Below are 16,979 nucleotides of genomic sequence, written 5' to 3' on the forward strand. Positions count from 1 at the left end.
GGCCGCCCGCACCCGTGCGGGAACCCGCGCCCGCGCAGGAAGCCGCGCCCGCGCAGGGAGAGGGACGGCCCGCATGAGCGCACGGCACGGCCGCGGGCTGCTGCATCTGGCCGCCGCCGTGGACCGGGCCGTGCCGCCGGACGGCGGCACCGGTCCCTGCGTCGACGCGGTACGGCTCGCCGAGCGCGGCGGCCTCGACTTCGTCACCCTCGGCGACGAACCCGCACGGCCGGGCCCGGGCGCGCTCACCGTCCTCACCCGCGCGGCGGCGGCCACCCGTCGCATCGGCCTGGTCCCCGTCCTCGCCGCACCGCACCCGGGCCCCTGCCGCGTCCCCGCGGCCGTCGCGGCCCTCGACCGGTTCAGCGGGGGCCGGGCCGGTCAACTCGTCCGGCTCCCCGGCCCGTCCGGCAGGGGCGAGGGCCCGGGTGCGGGGGAGAGCGGAGACCGCCGGGACGACCGAGGCGCCCGAGCCGGGCGGGACATCCGGGACACCCGGGACACCCGGGGCACCCGAGCCGGCCGCGACGGGCGGCCGCCGGACGCCGACGGCCGGGACGAAGAGGGTGGCGGCCGGGACGAAGAGGGCGGCGGGGGGCCGTCGGCGACCGGACCGGACGTGCCGCCGTCCCCGCAGGGCGGGCCCGTGTGCATGGTCGACGCCGAGGACCCGGCCCGGTGCCCGGCGGTCCGGCACGCCGACGTGGTGCTCGTCCGCGCCGCCGGCGCGGAACAGGCCGGTGCGGCACGGGACCGGCTGCGCGCCGCCGCGCGACAGGCCGGCCGGCACCCGGACTCCCTGCGGGTGCTGGTCCGTCTGGCGGTCGACCTGTGCGGCCTGGAGTACGTGGCCGAACCCGCCTGGGGGCTCGCCTCGTTCGAACGCGGCCGGTCGCTCGGCCACGGCACACGGCGGCCGCGGCGGGCCGCACCGGGGCCGCTGTACCGGGGCGGCCCGGTCGACCTGGCCGAGCTGATCGCCGCCTGGTACCGCGACGGCGCCGCCGACGGTTTTCTCCTGGTTCCCCGTAAACCGGTCCGTGACCTGGAACGATTGGTCAACGGCACGGTGGCGGTCCTTCAGCACCGGGGTCTGTTCCGCACGTTCTACCCGGGCAGCACCCTGCGCGAGCATCTGGGGCTGGCCCGGCCCCCGTCCGACCCGGCAACCGGTCCGGCCACCCGGCCACCCGAGGAAAGGCTGATCACATGACGGACGCATCCGCCCGCTGGAAGCAGTGGCACGAGGACCGCACCGAGGCGGTGTCGGCCCCCTACGGGCCGCTCGCGCTGACCGGCACGCACTGGCTCCACGACCGTCCCGACGGCCGCCTCGCGGACCTCCCCGGCACATGGCGGGCCGACGGGGACGCGGTCGTGCTCGAGGCCGGCGAGGCCGACGGGCTGACCGTCGACGGCCGGCCCGTCACCGGCCGGGTCCGGCTCGGCGCCGACAGCGGGCCGGTCGCCGACGCCCGGGTCGCGCTGGGCGAGCGCCGGCTGGTCGTGCTCGTCCGCGAAGGGGAGTGGGCCGTACGGGTCTACGACCCCTCCTCCCCGGCCCGCCGGGCGTTCCGCGGCATCTCGGCCACCCCGTACGATGCCCGCTGGTCGGTGCCGGCGCGCTTCACGCCGTACCCGGACAGCCGCACCGTCCGGGTGCCCAACGCCGACGGCCGCACCCGCGGGCTCGCGCTCGCCGGGGAGCTGGCCTTCCCTCTGGAGGGTCGCGAGCACACGCTCCGGGTCGCGGAGCAGCCGGACGGCAGGCTGTGGGCGGTGTTCGCCGACGCCACCGGTGGGAAGAGCAGCTTCCGCTTCCGGTTCCTGTACGCCGACGCCCCGGACGAGGAGGGGCGCACCACGGCCGATTTCAATCGGGCCGTGCTGCCGCCGTGCGCCTTCGCCGAGCACTTCCTCTGCCCCTTCCCGCCGCCCGGGAACACCCTGGACCTCGCGATACCGGCGGGGGAGCGCACCCTGCGCTAGGCCCGGGTGCTGTGCCGGCACACCGTCAGAAATGGCCGGATCACCGCGCTTGGAGCGACCCGGACCGTGCCGTGCGGCCGAAAGGCACTCTTGCGCCGACCGTCCGTTCGGCCGAATACTCCCCCACAGCGCTTGTCAGGGGCACAACCATCCGAATCCGGAGTGCGCCCCTGGCTGCGCCTCACGGGCCCCGACCCCACACGGGCCCCCGACTTCCTTGGTGGAGGAACGAAGTGAGGATCAAGCGCACCACCCCCCGCAGCGGCATCGCGAGACCGACCCGGCTGGTCGCCCTCGCCTCCGGGCTCGTGGCCGCCGCCGCGTTCGCGGTCCCCAGCGCGAACGCGACCGAGGTGACCACCTTCAGCACCGCCCAGCTCACCAAGGCGAGCGACTCGGTGCTCAAGGCCGACATCCCGGGCACCGCCTGGGCCGTCGACAGCAAGTCCAACCGTGTCGTCGTCACCGTCGACAGCAGGGTCTCCCAGGCCGAGATCGACAAGATCAAGCAGGAGGCCGGAGCCAACGCCGGCGCGCTGACCATCAAGCGCACCCCGGGCACGTTCAAGAAGTTCATCTCCGGCGGTGACGCCATCTACGCGAGCGGCTGGCGCTGCTCGCTGGGCTTCAACGTCCAGGACAACAGCGGCAACTACTACTTCCTGACCGCCGGTCACTGCACCGACGGTGCCGGCACCTGGTGGTCGAACTCCTCGCACACGACCACGCTGGGCACCACCGCCGGGTCGTCCTTCCCGGGCAACGACTACGGCATCGTGCGCTACACCAACGGCTCGGTGGACAAGTCCGGCACCGTGGGCAGCGTGGACATCACGAGCGCGGGCACGCCGTCCGTGGGCACGACCGTCTACCGGCGCGGCTCCACCACCGGCACCCACAGCGGCCGGGTCACCGCCCTCAACGCCACCGTCAACTACGGCGGCGGCGACATCGTGTCCGGTCTCATCCAGACCACGGTCTGCGCCGAGCCCGGCGACTCCGGCGGTCCGCTGTACTCCAACAGCGGTATCGCCTACGGCCTGACCTCCGGCGGCAGCGGCGACTGCACCTACGGCGGCACGACCTTCTTCCAGCCGGTCACCGAGGCGCTCAACGCCTACGGGGTCCACGTCTACTGACGTCCCCCCGCCCCTGCCGGACCGCCCGGCGGTCCGAGTCCTGATGTTGTCGGCCGACAGCAGTCACAGCCCCCGTACGCGCACCGGGCGTACGGGGGCTCGTCGTGTCCGCGCCCGTTCGGCGCCCGGTGAGCAGCTGTCAGAACACCGATCGTTTTCAGACAGGACTAAACCTCACGGTGCGTCGACAAGTTACTCACTCGTAGCGTTTGCTCTGCGAACACAGGGGCGATGACCTCGGGCGCGCGCAGCGCAGGGGACGTACGTCGGTTGACGTATACACGTCCAGAACTCGACCTTGTGTGCGCCCGTCGCGGATCGGAATAGTGGGCGCCGGTCAATCCTTTCGGCGCCGCGAGGTCCCCACAATCTCCGGTGTCGAACCCCCCACAGGAGGACATCAATTGAACAACCGTCGTATTTCCATGCGCCGTAAGGCCCTGGCGGGCACGGGCATCGCCGTGCTCATCGCCGCGGGCATGAGCTTCCAGACTGCGAACGCCAGTGAGTCCGCGCAGGTTCCCCAGGCCAAGGTCCTGTCCGCGTCGGAGGCCGGAAACTTCGCCTCGACGCTGCTGAAGGACATCGACGGCGCCACGGCGGGCACCTACTACGACGCCGAGTCCAAGGCGCTCGTGGTCAACGTGCTCGACAAGGGCACCGCCCAGAAGGTGGAGCAGGCCGGCGCGAAGGCCAGAATCGTCCGCCACACCCTCGCCGAGCTGGACGCCGCCCAGGCGACGCTGGCGAAGGACGCGACCATCCCGGGTACCTCGTGGGTCACCGACCCCGTCACCAACAAGGTCGTCGTCACCGTCGACAGCACGGTGACCGGGGACAAGTGGGCCAAGCTCTCCAAGGTCGTCGACACCCTGGGCGACAAGGCCGAGATCAAGCGCACGCAGGGCGAGTTCCGCTCCTTCATCGCCGGCGGTGACGCCATCACCGGCTCGGGCGGCCGCTGCTCGCTCGGCTTCAACGTGGTCAAGAACGGCCAGCCGTACTTCCTCACCGCCGGTCACTGCACCGACGCCATCAGCACCTGGTCGGACTCCAGCGGCAGGGTGATCGGCCGCAACGCGGCGTCCAGCTTCCCGGGCAACGACTACGGTCTGGTCGAGTACACCGCCGACGTCGACCACCCGAGCGCGGTCAACCTCTACAACGGCTCCACCCAGCAGATCACCCGGGCGGGCAACGCCACCGTCGGTGAGCAGGTGACCCGCAGCGGTTCGACGACCCAGGTGCACACCGGCACCGTCACGGGCCTGAACGCCACCGTGAACTACGCCGAGGGCACGGTCAGCGGTCTGATCCAGACCACCGTCTGCGCCGAGCCCGGTGACAGCGGCGGCGCGCTGTTCGACGGCTCCACCGCTCTCGGCCTGACCTCCGGCGGCAGCGGCGACTGCACCTCCGGTGGCACGACCTTCTTCCAGCCGGTGACCGAGGCGCTGTCGGCGACCGGCACCCAGATCGGCTGAGGCAGCGCCGGGCCGGCCGGTTTCCGCCGTCCGGCATCCACGACGAGCCCCGTCCTCGCACGCGCGAGGGCGGGGCTCTCCGCGTTGTCCGTGTGCCCCGCGCCTTCCGGGTTCTCCGGGTTCTCCGGGTTCTCCGTGTTCTCCGGGTCTTCGTGCTCTGTGTTCTCCGTTCTCCGGGTCTTCCGGCGTTCCGGTGTCTCCCGTGCCCCCTGGTGCGCGGCGGCGGGGGTGCCGGGGCGCGTTTGCGCAGGTGGGAGGCGGTCGAACGGATGTCGTACGCATGTTCGAGAAGGGAGGTATGGTGGTGTCGTAGGGCAGTGAACTGATGTTCGAGACCGGGTTCGGACGGACCGGCTCACGAGGCGGGAGGTGTGTGTGCCGCGCTTCACACATCTGCACACCGTCTCCGGGTTCTCCCTGCGCTACGGCGCCTCGCACCCGGAGCGGCTGGCCGAGCGTGCCGCCGAACGGGGCATGGACGCCCTCGCGCTCACCGACCGCGACACCCTGGCCGGTGCGGTGCGCTTCGCCAAGGCCTGCGCGACGGCCGGGGTGCGTCCGCTGTTCGGGGTGGACCTGGCGGTGGCCGGGCCCGAGCCGGCGGGGCAGCAGACGCCCGCCCGGCGCCGGGCACCGGTGCGCGGCGGCGCCTTCGTCGACGAGTCGGCCCCCCGCGTGACCTTCCTCGCCCGGGACGGCGCCCGTGGCTGGGCCGACCTGTGCCGCCTGGTCACCGCCGCCCACACCGCCGACGGGACACCCCGGCTCGCCTGGTCCGACAACCACGGCGACGGCCTGATCGTGCTGCTCGGCCCCGACTCCGACGTCGGCCGGGCGCTGGCCGCGGGCCGACCCGACCGGGCCGCACGGCTCCTCGTGCCCTGGCGCGAGGTCTACGGCGACGCCCTGCGCCTGGAGGCCGTCTGGCACGGCCGCACGGGCACCGGGCCAGGCTCCCTGCGCCTGGCCGCCCGCACCGTCGGCTTCGCCGCCGAACAGCGCGTCCGGCCCGTGCTCAGCAACGCCGTCCGCTACGCCGATCCCGGCCAGGGCCCGGTCGCCGACGTCCTGGACGCCGCCCGCCGCCTGGTCCCCGTCGACGCCGCCAAGGAACGGGACTCCGGTGAGGCCTGGCTGAAGGACCCCGGAGCCATGCTGCACGCGGCCGAGCGGATCGTGGAGTCCGCGGGCTTCCGGCGCGAGACCGCCCTCCGCCTGCTGGAGCAGACCGAGACCACGGCCGCCTCCTGCCTGGTCGACCCCGAGGACGACCTCGGCATGGGTACCGTCCACTTCCCCGAGCCGCACCTGGTCGGCGCCGCCCGCCGCACCGCCCAGCGCACGCTCGCCTCCCGGGCGGCCGCCGGCATGGTGCTGCGCGGCTACGCCGGCCGGCGCGCCTACTGGGAGCGGATGCACGAGGAACTGGACATCATCGCCCACCACGGCTTCGCCACCTACTTCCTCACCGTCGCCCAGGTCGTGGACGACGTACGGAAGATGGGCATCCGGGTCGCCGCGCGCGGCTCCGGCGCGGGCTCCCTCGTCAACCATCTGCTCGGCATCGCCCACGCCGACCCCGTCGAGCACGGACTGCTGATGGAGCGCTTCCTGTCCAAGCGGCGGATGGTCCTGCCCGACATCGACATCGACGTGGAGTCCGCGCGCCGCCTGGAGGTCTACCGGGCGATCATCGACCGGTTCGGCGCCGAGCGGGTCGCCACGGTCTCCATGCCGGAGACGTACCGTGTCCGCCACGCCATCCGCGACGTGGGTGCCGCCCTGTCCCTGGACCCCGCCGAGATCGACCGCATCGCCAAGTCCTTCCCGCACATCCGCGCCCGCGACGCCCGCGCGGCCCTTCAGGAGCTGCCCGAGCTGAAGGAGCTGGCGGGGGAGCAGGAGCGGTACGGCAGGCTGTGGGAGCTGGTCGAGGCCCTGGACGCGCTGCCGCGCGGGGTCGCCATGCACCCCTGCGGGGTGCTGCTGTCCGACGCCTCCCTGCCGGCGCGCACCCCGGTGGTGCCCACCAGCGGCGAGGGCTTTCCCATGTCCCAGTTCGACAAGGACGACGTGGAGGACCTCGGCCTGCTCAAGCTGGACGTGCTGGGCGTGCGGATGCAGTCGGCGATGGCGCACGCCGTCGCCGAGGTGGAGCGGGCCACGGGGGAGCGCATCGACCTGGACGCCCTGCCCGACGACGACCCGGCGACGTACCGGCTGATCCGCTCCGCCGAGACGCTCGGCTGCTTCCAGATCGAGTCGCCCGGCCAGCGGGACCTGGTCGGACGCTTGCAGCCGGCGACCTTCCACGACCTGGCCGTGGACATCTCCCTCTTCCGGCCCGGCCCGGTCGCCGCCGACATGGTGCGGCCGTTCATCGAGGCCCGGCACGGGCGGGCCCCGGTGCGCTATCCGCACCCGGACCTGCGCGGGCCGCTGGAGGAGACGTACGGCGTCGTCGTCTTCCACGAGCAGATCATCCACATCGTCGACATCATGACCGGCTGCGGACGCGACGAGGCGGACCGGGTGCGTCGCGGGCTGTCCGACCCGGAGTCGCAGGGGCGGATCAAGGTGTGGTTCGCGCAGAGCGCGGCGGCCCGCGGATACGACGCGGAAACGATTCAGCGCACCTGGGGGATCGTCGAGGCCTTCGGCTCGTACGGCTTCTGCAAGGCGCACGCGGTCGCCTTCGCCGTGCCCACGTACCAGTCGGCCTGGCTGAAGGCCCATCACCCGGCCGCCTTCTACGCCGGACTGCTCACCCACGACCCCGGGATGTATCCCAAGCGGCTGTTGCTGGCGGACGCGCGGCGGCGCGGGGTGCCGATCCTGCCGCTGGACGTGAACAAGTCGGGAGTCGCTCATCGCATCGAACTGGTGTCTGATTCCAAGGGGGTGACACGGGGTCGTTCGTCCGGTATGTGGGGACTTCGCCTGGCCCTGTCCGACGTGCACGGCATCAGCGAGGCCGAGGCACGGCGGATCGCGGACGGCCAGCCGTACGCCTCGCTGCTGGACTTCTGGGAGCGGGCCCGGCCCAGCCGCCCGGTCGCCACCCGGCTCGCCCAGGTGGGCGCGCTCGACGCCTTCGGCGCCAACCGCCGCGACCTGCAACTGCACCTGGCCGAGCTGCACCGCGGCACCCGCGGCGCCGGCGGCGGACAGCTGCCCCTGTCCGGCGGCCGGAAGACCGCCGCGGCCGGCCTGCCCGACCTGTCCGACGCCGAACGGCTCAGCGCCGAACTGGGCGTGCTGTCGATGGACGTCTCCCACAACCTGATGGACGACCACCGGGCCTTCCTCGACGAGCTCGGCGTGGTCTCCGCCCGCCGGCTGCGCGAGGTCCGGCACGGCGAGACGGTACTGGTCGCCGGCGCCAAGGCGGCCACCCAGACCCCGCCGATCCGCTCCGGCCGACGGGTCATCTTCACCACGCTGGACGACGGCACCGGCCTGGTCGACCTCGCCTTCTTCGACGACTCCCACGACGCCTGCGCGCACACCGTCTTCCACTCCTGGCTGCTGCTGGTGCGCGGCACCGTGCAGCGACGCGGCCCGCACAGTCTCAGCGTGGTGGGAACCGCCGCCTGGAACCTCGCCGACCTGGCCGCCCTGCGCGCCGAGGGCGGCCTGGAGCAGGTGGCGGCCCGCCTGGCCCGCTCGGCCGGCGGGGACACGCACGGTGCGCGGGACGGCGACAGCGCGGGCACGCAGGGCGTGCGGGACGCGCGGGGCGTGCCGGACCGCGACGGCGACGATGCGGGCGCGCTGCGGGCCCGGCTCGCCGGCTCGGACGGCCGGCCGGCCCCCGCCGGCTCCGCCGCCCAGGACCCGCTGGAGACCGCCCGGGCCGGCCGCCGGATCCGCATGTCCACCGGCTACCGGATGCACCCCTGGGCGGACCTGCGGCCGGCCGGCGAAGGAACCCCCAGCGGAAGGAAGTTGTGGCACCAGAGTCCAGGGAGTGCGGGATGACCGTCCTCTGCGTACGTTTCCAGCTGCCCTCGCCCGACGAGACGGCCCTGCCGGAACTGCTCGGACTGCTGGAGGAGTTCACCCCGGTGGTCCAGGCACTGCCGCCGGACGGTGCCCTGGCCGACCTGCGCGGCGCCGAACGCTACTTCGGGCGCGACGCCGTCGACCTCGCCTCGGTGATCCGGGTACGCGCCCTCGCCCGTTACGGCGTCGACTGCCTCATCGGCGCCGGCCCCGGCCCGATGCTGGCCCGCATGGCCCGGCGAGCCGCCCGCCCCGGCGTGACCTGCGCGGTGCCCGAGGGCGCCGTCACCGCGTTCCTCGCCGACCAGCCCGTCACCGCACTGCCCGGCGTCGGCGCGGCCACCGCCCGCACCCTGGGCGAGTACGGCCTGGACACCCTCGGCCGGGTCGCCGCCGCACCCCTGTCCACGCTCCAGCGCCTGGTCGGCGCCAGGACCGGCCGCGAACTGCACGAGAAAGCCAACGGCATCGACCGCGGCCGGGTCGTCCCCGACTCCCTCTCGCGTTCCCTGACCGCGGAACGCCCCTTCGACCGCGACGAGCTGGACCCCGACCGCCACCGCCGGGCCCTGCTGTCGGCCGCCGAGGAACTGGGCGCCCGGCTGCGCACCTCCGACACGGTCTGCCGCGCCCTGACCCTCACCGTGCGCTACGCCGACAGGTCCACCACGACCCGCACCCGCACCCTGCCCGAACCCACCGCCCACTCGCCGGCCCTGACCCGGACCGCCTACGGCATGTACGAGTCCCTGGGCCTGCAACGCGCCCGGGTCCGTGCCCTCGCTCTGCGCACCGAGGGCCTGACCCCCGCCGAACAGGCCACCCACCAGCTCAGCTTCGACCCCGCCGACGACAAGGCCCGCCGCATCGAGAAGGTCGCGGACCGGGCGAGGGCGAGGTTCGGTCCGCGGGCGGTGATGCCGGGGACTTTGGGGGGTTGGGCGGCTTGAGGAGGCCCGCGTGTGCGGGGAGCGGAGCGCGCAGGGCGTGCTGTCCATGGTTTTCGGGGAGCAGGCGGCTCCGGTCGCGTTCCGTGTATGGCAGCCGGGTCCATCCCCGCGTGCGCGGGGAGCAGAGTGCGCGACCTGCGGGTTTACGGCGCAGGAGCCGTGGTTTTCATGAGTTTCATCGATTCCGGCAAAAGGTACCTCCCGCCCGTTGAGGTCCTGTCGTGATGCCTCACCGAGGTCTGATCCTAGTGTCGTCTCCCGCAGGCATCCGTGGTTCGCTCACCCCCGGCGACCCTGCGCCGCAGCCCGCCTGAACGGCCGCACGGCGACTTCTGTCTGACGTTCCGTTCGCAAGCGCCCGACCTCAATTCCCCAACTCCGTCGGACTTTTTGTCGACGCACACCTTCACACCCGGACTACCGGCCCGTAACTTGACGAATGAACAGCATCCTCCGTGATCCGGATCACAGGGGCGTAGTGCCACGCACCTCCCTCGTGTCGCAAGGAGATCGCATGATGCTGCCTGTCGCGCGAGCGCTGAGACATCTGGCCGCGCTGCTCCTGGCCGTCGCCGTCGCCATCGTCCCGGCTGCCGCCGCCCACGCCTCCGACACCTCCACCGCGAGCGCCACCAGCTCCGGCTGGAACGACTACACCTGCAAGCCGTCCACGGCCCACCCCCGCCCCGTCGTCCTGGTCCACGGCACCTTCGGCAACTCCGTCGACAACTGGCTGTCCCTCGCCCCGTACCTGACGAACCGCGGGTACTGCGTCTACTCCTTCGACTACGGCCGGCTGCCCGGCGTCCCCGTCTTCTACGGTCTCGGGCCCATCGAGAAGTCGGCGCAGGAGCTGTCCGCCTTCGTCGACAAGGTGCTCGCGGCCACCGGTGCCGACGAGGTCGACATCGTCGGCCACTCGCAGGGCGGCATGATGCCCCGCTACTACCTGAAGTTCCTCGGTGGTGCGGCCAAGGTCAACGCCCTTGTGGGCATCGCCCCCAGCAACCACGGCACCACCCTGCTCGGTCTCACCGAGCTGCTGAAGTACTTCCCCGGTGCGAGCGGCCTGCTCGACATCGCCACCCCCGCCGTCGCCGACCAGATCGCCGGCTCCGACTTCCTCACCGAGCTGAACGCCGGCGGCGACACCGTGCCCGGCGTGCACTACACCGTCATCGCCACCCGGTACGACGAGGTCGTCACGCCCTGGCGCAGCCAGTTCCTGAGCGGTTCCGACGTGCACAACGTGCTGCTGCAGGACCTGTGCCCGGCCGACGTGTCCGGGCACCTGGCGATCGCTCTGACCGACCGCATCGCCCACCACGAGGTGGCCAACGCTCTCGATCCGGCCCACGCCACCCCGACCACCTGCGCCTCCGCCGTCAGCTGACCGGTCGATCCACTTGGGGCCTGTCCGACCCGAGCGTCGGGCGGGCCCCGTCGCCATCCGGGAGCGGGGACCGCGCACCCCTGCGCAGGTGCCCCTGAAGCAGTGGGTCAGGCGTCCGGCCACCAGGTGCGGGCGATGTCCTTGCGCACCTCCGGCCGTCCGCCGGGGCGTTCGTCGGCCTCCTCCCGGATCCGGCGGGCGTCCGACTTCCTCGGAAGCTTCTGCACGGTGATACGGCGCATCGCTGCCTCCTTCGTCTCCCCGGGTTCCGTGTTCTCCCGGAGGTAGACCTTTCGGGTGAGAGTTCCTGATCGATGCCGTTCTGTCTGTGGTGGCCGTCACGAACCGGCTGTCAGTGGCCGGGGTCACCCTGTGTGCCGTGCGTGCGCGTGCGACGACCGGTGGAGGCGGCCGGTCATGGACTGCGTGATCCGCACGAGTGGGCGGCCCGGGACGAGCGGCCGCGTGGCCGGTTGCCGGTCACGGCCACCGGCGTCCTCGAGCCGGGCTGCCGCGTCGGCGGTGTGCGCCCTGCGCTGTGGACGTCGTCCGGCCCCGCCGGTGCGCTGCGGCACTGGTGGCCGGGGCTGCGCCCGGCGGGGCGGCCGGCCCTCGCCGAGGGTGTCTGGGGCACGCTCACCCCGGTCGGCATACCCACGGATCGCGTCCTCACTCTTCTCGCCCCTCTCGCGGGCCACATCGAAGTCGAACCCATGAGCGAGGATGTGTGGCCGTGGGGAGAGGGAAGCGGACGCGTCAGCCCAGGTCGCGGAGGTAACGCACTTCCGTGGCGCACACCTCGTACCCGAGCCACTTGTTGATCGCCAGCATCGGCCCGTTGCCGGTGTCGTTGCCGGTCAGCGCCTCGCGGAACCCGGCGGCCCGGGCCCGGTGCAGGGAGTCGGTCTTGGCGAGCTTGGCCAGGCCCCGGCCGCGGAACGGGCGGGCGGTGCCCGTCATCGAGGTGCCGTACCGGGTGCCGCCGTCCGTGCGGGCCACGGTGAACGCCGCGGGACGGCCGTCGACCAGGACCACCGACGTCAGCTCCGGACTGAACAGCGGATGCCGCCAGGTCTCCGCCAGCCACGCTTCGTAGTCGGTCAGCTCGTACGACACGTCGCCCGGCTCGTCGGCGGTCGTCTCCGCGTCCAGCGCGAACAGCGGGCGCGGATCGTCGGCGAAGTCGCTTCCCCGGCGCAGTTGCACACCCGGCGGCAGGTCCGTCAGCGGCGGAAGCGCCCCGTGCACCAGGTCCAGACGGAGGAAGTGGGCGGAACGGCCGCTGCGGTAGCCGCGCCGTTCGGCGAAGGCGCGGTTGCCCGGCTCGTCCAGCACCCACGAACAGATCCGCACCGCACCGAGCGCGGCCAGGTACTCCTCGGCGGCCCGCACCAGCATGCCGCCGGCGCCACGGCCGGTGTGCCGGGGATCGACGTACACATTGACGCTGCCCACGCCGGGCTCGCTGCTGTCGTGCACCAGATGCACCTGTGCCGTCCCGATCACCTCCCCGTCGGCGACCGCCACCAGTGGGCGACAGTGCGCCTCGGGCGGCATATGGGCCAGGTCGTGGGCCAGCGCGTCGGCGGTGTACAGCATCCACGGCAGCGCCCGGTGCCGTACGCGGGCGAAGCCCTCCAGGTCGGCGCGCTCGTCGGCGCGCACCTCACGAACGATGACGGTCATGGCGGCGCAGGCTACGCAGGGCAGCCGCACACCGCCTCCGATTTTCCGGGCCGCGCCGGTCGCGCCGGTCGCCCGGTCGCCCGGTCCCGGCGGTCGCGGTGCCGGGCCGTCGGCTGTGCACCGCCCGTACTCCGGGTGCGCGACAATCGCATCCGTGACCTTGCAGATCCGGATCCAGGACGGTGCGACGCCCCCCTACGAGCAGGTGCGGGCGCAGATCTCCGAGCAGGCGCGCTCCGGGGCGCTGCCGGTGGGGTACCGGCTGCCCACGGTGCGTGCGCTCGCCGAGTCGCTGGGGCTGGCGGCCAACACGGTCGCCAAGGCCTACCGGGCGCTGGAGAGCGACGGTGTGATCGAGACACGCGGCCGCAACGGCACCTTCGTGGCCGCGGCCGGCACGGCCGCCGAGCGCCAGGCGGCCGAGGCCGCGCAGACCTATGCCGAGCGGGTGCGCCGGCTCGGTCTGGAGGAGGACGCGGCGCTCGCCGCGGTCCGCGACGCGCTGCGCGCGGCCTACGCGCGATAGCCGGCCGTACGCCCGTGCGCGATGGCCGGCCGTACGCCCGTGCGCGGTGGCCCGACCGTATCGCCTGTGCGAGGCGGACGGCGGCATGGTCCACCTGTGAGCGGCACCGGGCGCACACCGGCGTCAGCCGGGCGCCGGCACCCGCTCCGGCGTGCGGGTCACCGTCAGGCCCGCGCGCCGTGCCGCCCGGGCGAACACCACCGCGTCCCGCACCGCGGCGCCCCCGGGGTCGTTGTTGAAGTACACGTACACGTCCGGCACGTCCGGCCAGGCGGTCGCGATACGGTCCACCCAGGACTCCAGGGACCGCTGCCCGTAGCGCGGCCACGGTGTGGCGCGGCCCTCGTGGAAGCGGACGTAGCCCCAGTCGGCGGTCGGCCACAGCGGAGTGACCGGGTGGGCCCGGACGTCGGCCCAGCACAGGGCGGCACCCCGCCCTTCGAGGACGCCGCGGATGCGCGGGGGCCACCACGAGTCGTGCCGCGGTTCCACCGCGACGCGGGTGTCCGGCGGGAAGCAGGCCAGGCAGGCGTCCAGCAGGCCGGGGTCGGCGCGGAGCGTCGGGGGCAGCTGCAGCAGCACGGGGCCGAGCCGGTCGCCCAGGCCCGCCGCCCGCGTCATCAGGCGCTCCACCGGCTCCCCGGGGTCCTTCAGCCGTTTGACGTGGGTCAGGAAGCGACTCGCCTTCACCGCGACGACGAAGCCCTGCGGCACCCGCTCGCGCCACGCCTCGAAGGTCGTCCGCTCCGGCAGCCGGTAGAACGCGTTGTTGCACTCCACCGTGGCGAACGCGGCGGCGTACTCCTCCAGCCACAGCCGGGTGGGACAGCCCTCCGGGTACAGCACCCCGCGCCAGTCCTTGTACTGCCAGCCGGACGTCCCGACGAACAGGGTCATACCCCCATCGAAACACCGGACGGTCGATGCCCGCGCTCCGTGCAGCCGCCGCGGCCGCACGCCCCGGCTTCCGTCACAGATACAACCCCGCCCCGGCCCCCTCCCGCTGCTCCGGCAGTGCCGTCGGGGAGGTGCCGCGGCGCAGGGCGTACAGCTCGGCCAGGGTGGCGCCGTCGCGGGAGACGCCCTCCTCGGTGCCCAGCCAGGCCACCGCCTCCTGCCGGGTCAGCTTGCCCACCTCGATCCGGGCCAGGCAGCGGCCGGGGCGGACCACGGCCGGGTGCAGGCGCTCCAGGTCCTCGTTGGTCGTCACGCCGACCAGCACGTTGCGGCCCTGGCCGAGCAGGCCGTCGGTGAGGTTGAGCAGGCGGGACAGGGCCTGGCCCGCGGTGTGCCGGGCCTCGCCGCGGATCAGCTCGTCGCAGTCCTCCAGGAGCAGCAGCCGCCAGCGGCTCCTGCCGGCCGGGTCCTCCTCGCCGATGGCGATGTCCATCAGATAGCCCACGTCGGCGAAGAGCCGCTCGGGGTCGAGGACGCAGTCCACCTGGCACCAGTCGCGCCAGCTGCGGGCCAGGGTGCGCAGCGCCGAGGTCTTGCCGGTGCCGGGCGGGCCGTGCAGCAGGAGCAGCCGCCCGGCGATGTCCTCGGGCGTGGTCTTCATCAGACGGTCCAGGGCTTCGGCCACCGGTGCCGTGTAGTTCGCCCGGACCTCGTCCCAGGCGCCCGCGGTGATCTGCCGGGTGGTGCGGTGCGGGCCGCGCCGCGGGGAGAGGTACCAGAAGCCCATCGTCACGTTCTCCGGCTGCGGCTCCGGGTCGTCGGCCGCACCGTGCGTGGCCTGCCGGAGGATCTCCTCGGCCAGCTCGGAGCTGGTCGCGGTGACCGTGACGTCGGCGCCCCGGTTCCAGCGGGAGACCAGCAGGGTCCAGCCGTCGCCCTCGGCGAGGGTCGCACTGCGGTCGTCGTCGCGGGCCACCCGCAGCACCCGGGCGCCCTCGGGCAGCAGCGTGGCACCGGGACGCACCCGGTCGATGCTCGCCGTGTGCGCGCAGGGCTGCTCGCCCGTCGCGAAACGGCCGAGGAACAGCGCGTCGACCACGTCGGACGGCGAGTCGGAGTCGTCGACGGTGAGCCGGATCGGCAGGGCGTCGTGCGGGTTCGCGGACATGCCGTCATGATCCGTCACCGGGGTGCCGGACGCACCCGGTTTCCACCGTGCACGACCCGTGTCGCGCGTGTGCGCCCCGAGGCTGGCCGAGAACCTCGCCCGAAGCGCTCGTTCCGCCCGTACTGTGGTGGGTGATGGGACGTCATGGGTGGGACACGGGGGCGGGGCGGTGGCGGCTCACCGCGCTGCTCGGGGTGGGCGCGGCCGTAGTGGCTCTGGTGGTGGCGCTGGTCACCGCGCTGCCGGGCGATCCGAGCACCGAGGGCACCACACGCGACGGGGACCGGGTGCACGGCACGCCCGGGCCGCCGCGCCACGCGGACGAGCCGTCGGTCGGCTGGGGTTTCACGCACACCCGGTTCAGCGCCGACGAGGGCAGCGACGCCGCCACGGACCGGGTCGCCGCGATGCTGGCGAAGAACACCGGACTGCCGCAGAACCAGGCCATCATGGGCTGGGGCGCCGACAACCCCGAGCCGGTGAAGGGACGGTACGACTTCGACGCGCTGGACCGCCGGGTGGACTTCATGCGTGCCTCCGGCGGCACCCCGGTGATCACCCTGTGCTGCGCACCGGACTGGATGAAGGGCGGCCGCCCCGGCGCGGACAACACCGACTGGAGCCAGCAGGCCCTGGAGACCGCCCCCACACCGGACCACTTCGAGGACTTCGCCGACCTCGCCGCGACCGTCGCCCGGCGCTACCCGGACGTGCGCCACTTCATCGTCTGGAACGAGTTCAAGGGCTTCTGGAACGACGCCGCCGACCGCTGGGACTACGAGGGGTACACCGAGCTGTACAACCTGGTCCACCGGGCGCTCAAAGAGGTGAACCCGAAGATCATGGTGGGCGGGCCGTACCTCGTCATGGACAGCGTGGACCCGCGGCGGACGCAGTACGCCTCCAGCGAGGTGCGCGGCCCGTGGGGAGCCATGGACCAGCGGGTCCTGGACGCCTTCACCTACTGGAACACCCACAAGGCGGGCGCCGACTTCGTGGTCGTCGACGGCTCCAGCTACACCAAGGACGACGCACTGCTGCCCGACGAGTTCGCCGCCACGGACAAGCTGACGGCCGTCGGACGGTGGGTGCGGCAGCAGACACGGGACCTGCCGCTGTGGTGGGCCGAGTACTACGTCGAACCCGCCGACGGCAACGACGACCGCAAGGGCTGGTCCGAGCCGCACCGGGTCGCCGTCCAGGCCGCCGGGATGATCGCCATGGCCAAGGGCGGCGCCACCACCGGCTTCTACTGGAACCCGGAGGAGGAGAAGGGCCCCGACTGCCCCGGCTGCCTGTGGACCCCCACCGACACCGCCGACGGCGGCCGGCCCCTGCCCCTGTACGACCTGCTCACCCGGTTCAGCCGCGCCTTCCCGCCCGGCACGACCTACCGCAACGTCTCCGTCGCCCCGGACGACGTGCCCAACGTCCGGGTCCTGGCCGACGACGACACCGTCCTGGTGGTCAACACTCTCGACCGGGCGATCAGCGCCCAGGTCGACGGCCGGCGCTTCACGATGCAGGGCTACGAAGTGAGGTGGCTCGAGCGGTGAACCGCACGCACCACCTCACCGGCCGCCGCACCTGCGGCTGAACCCACGTCACGGCTGCCGCACGCCCGGCTGAAGTCACGTCACGGCTGCCGCACGCCCGGCCGAGGCCACGTCACCGGCCGCCGCACCCGCGGCCGGACGCGCCCGCCACGCGGAGAAGGCGGACGCGTCACGACCCTCACGACC

13 protein-coding genes are annotated in these 16,979 nt (G+C 73.3%); 9 read left to right on the top strand and 4 right to left on the bottom strand.

Going from position 1 to position 16,979, the window contains the following annotated elements; all coding sequences use genetic code 11:
- Positions 1-73: 73 nt before the first annotated feature.
- The 7 genes from OG899_RS21400 (at position 74) to OG899_RS21430 (ending at position 10,960) form a co-directional block, all read left to right on the top strand.
- Positions 74-1,213 carry an LLM class flavin-dependent oxidoreductase gene (locus OG899_RS21400; RefSeq protein ID WP_168130775.1) on the top strand — a complete coding sequence of 380 codons (1,140 nt, stop codon included), beginning with the start codon at positions 74-76 and terminating at the stop codon, positions 1,211-1,213.
- Positions 1,210-1,989, top strand: a complete 780-nt coding sequence (locus tag OG899_RS21405; protein WP_125498475.1) for a DUF1684 domain-containing protein — start codon at positions 1,210-1,212, stop codon at positions 1,987-1,989. The genes OG899_RS21400 and OG899_RS21405 overlap by 4 nt, the downstream gene beginning before the upstream one ends.
- 233 nt (positions 1,990-2,222) lie before the next feature.
- Positions 2,223-3,128 (top strand): S1 family peptidase, encoded by a 906-nt coding sequence (locus tag OG899_RS21410; RefSeq protein ID WP_053324284.1) that lies wholly within the window; start codon positions 2,223-2,225, stop codon positions 3,126-3,128.
- Between the two features lie 404 nt (positions 3,129-3,532).
- Complete coding sequence (locus OG899_RS21415) at positions 3,533-4,612, top strand: S1 family peptidase (RefSeq protein ID WP_053324283.1); 1,080 nt, start codon at positions 3,533-3,535, stop codon at positions 4,610-4,612.
- A 375-nt stretch (positions 4,613-4,987) separates the two neighbouring features.
- The gene (locus tag OG899_RS21420) at positions 4,988-8,593 is read left to right on the top strand and encodes a DNA polymerase III subunit alpha (protein ID WP_168130774.1); all 3,606 of its coding nucleotides are present in this window, start codon (positions 4,988-4,990) and stop codon (positions 8,591-8,593) included.
- On the top strand, positions 8,590-9,567 hold the full coding sequence (locus OG899_RS21425) for a DNA polymerase thumb domain-containing protein (protein ID WP_125498478.1): 978 nt from the start codon (positions 8,590-8,592) through the stop codon (positions 9,565-9,567). The genes OG899_RS21420 and OG899_RS21425 overlap by 4 nt, the downstream gene beginning before the upstream one ends.
- A 517-nt stretch (positions 9,568-10,084) precedes the next feature.
- Positions 10,085-10,960, top strand: coding sequence for a triacylglycerol lipase (locus OG899_RS21430; protein WP_125498515.1), 876 nt, complete (start codon positions 10,085-10,087; stop codon positions 10,958-10,960).
- Positions 10,961-11,067: 107 nt separating this feature from the next.
- On the opposite strand, the gene OG899_RS21435 is transcribed toward OG899_RS21430, so the two are convergent.
- Together OG899_RS21435 and OG899_RS21440 are read right to left on the bottom strand one after the other, a co-directional pair.
- Entirely contained in the window at positions 11,068-11,202 is a 135-nt protein-coding gene (locus tag OG899_RS21435) for a hypothetical protein (RefSeq protein WP_125498479.1), read from the bottom strand.
- A gap of 514 nt (positions 11,203-11,716) precedes the next feature.
- Complete coding sequence (locus OG899_RS21440; protein ID WP_168130773.1) at positions 11,717-12,646, bottom strand: GNAT family N-acetyltransferase; 930 nt, start codon at positions 12,644-12,646, stop codon at positions 11,717-11,719.
- 154 nt (positions 12,647-12,800) lie between these two features.
- Here OG899_RS21440 and OG899_RS21445 point away from each other — a divergent pair, with 154 nt between their 5' ends.
- Positions 12,801-13,172, top strand: coding sequence for a GntR family transcriptional regulator (locus tag OG899_RS21445; RefSeq protein WP_168130772.1), 372 nt, complete (start codon positions 12,801-12,803; stop codon positions 13,170-13,172).
- A 123-nt stretch (positions 13,173-13,295) separates the two neighbouring features.
- On the opposite strand, the gene OG899_RS21450 is transcribed toward OG899_RS21445, so the two are convergent.
- The gene (locus OG899_RS21450) at positions 13,296-14,069 is read right to left on the bottom strand and encodes a DUF72 domain-containing protein (RefSeq protein WP_406311120.1); all 774 of its coding nucleotides are present in this window, start codon (positions 14,067-14,069) and stop codon (positions 13,296-13,298) included.
- A 73-nt stretch (positions 14,070-14,142) separates the two neighbouring features.
- Entirely contained in the window at positions 14,143-15,237 is a 1,095-nt protein-coding gene (locus OG899_RS21455; RefSeq protein WP_251504568.1) for a DUF5925 domain-containing protein, read from the bottom strand.
- A gap of 134 nt (positions 15,238-15,371) precedes the next feature.
- On the opposite strand from OG899_RS21455, the gene OG899_RS21460 reads away from it, so the two are divergent.
- Positions 15,372-16,793 carry a GH39 family glycosyl hydrolase gene (locus tag OG899_RS21460; protein ID WP_168130769.1) on the top strand — a complete coding sequence of 474 codons (1,422 nt, stop codon included), beginning with the start codon at positions 15,372-15,374 and terminating at the stop codon, positions 16,791-16,793.
- Positions 16,794-16,979: the final 186 nt, after the last annotated feature.

The organism is Streptomyces thermoviolaceus (assembly GCF_045209695.1).
Taxonomy (GTDB): domain Bacteria; phylum Actinomycetota; class Actinomycetes; order Streptomycetales; family Streptomycetaceae; genus Streptomyces; species Streptomyces thermoviolaceus.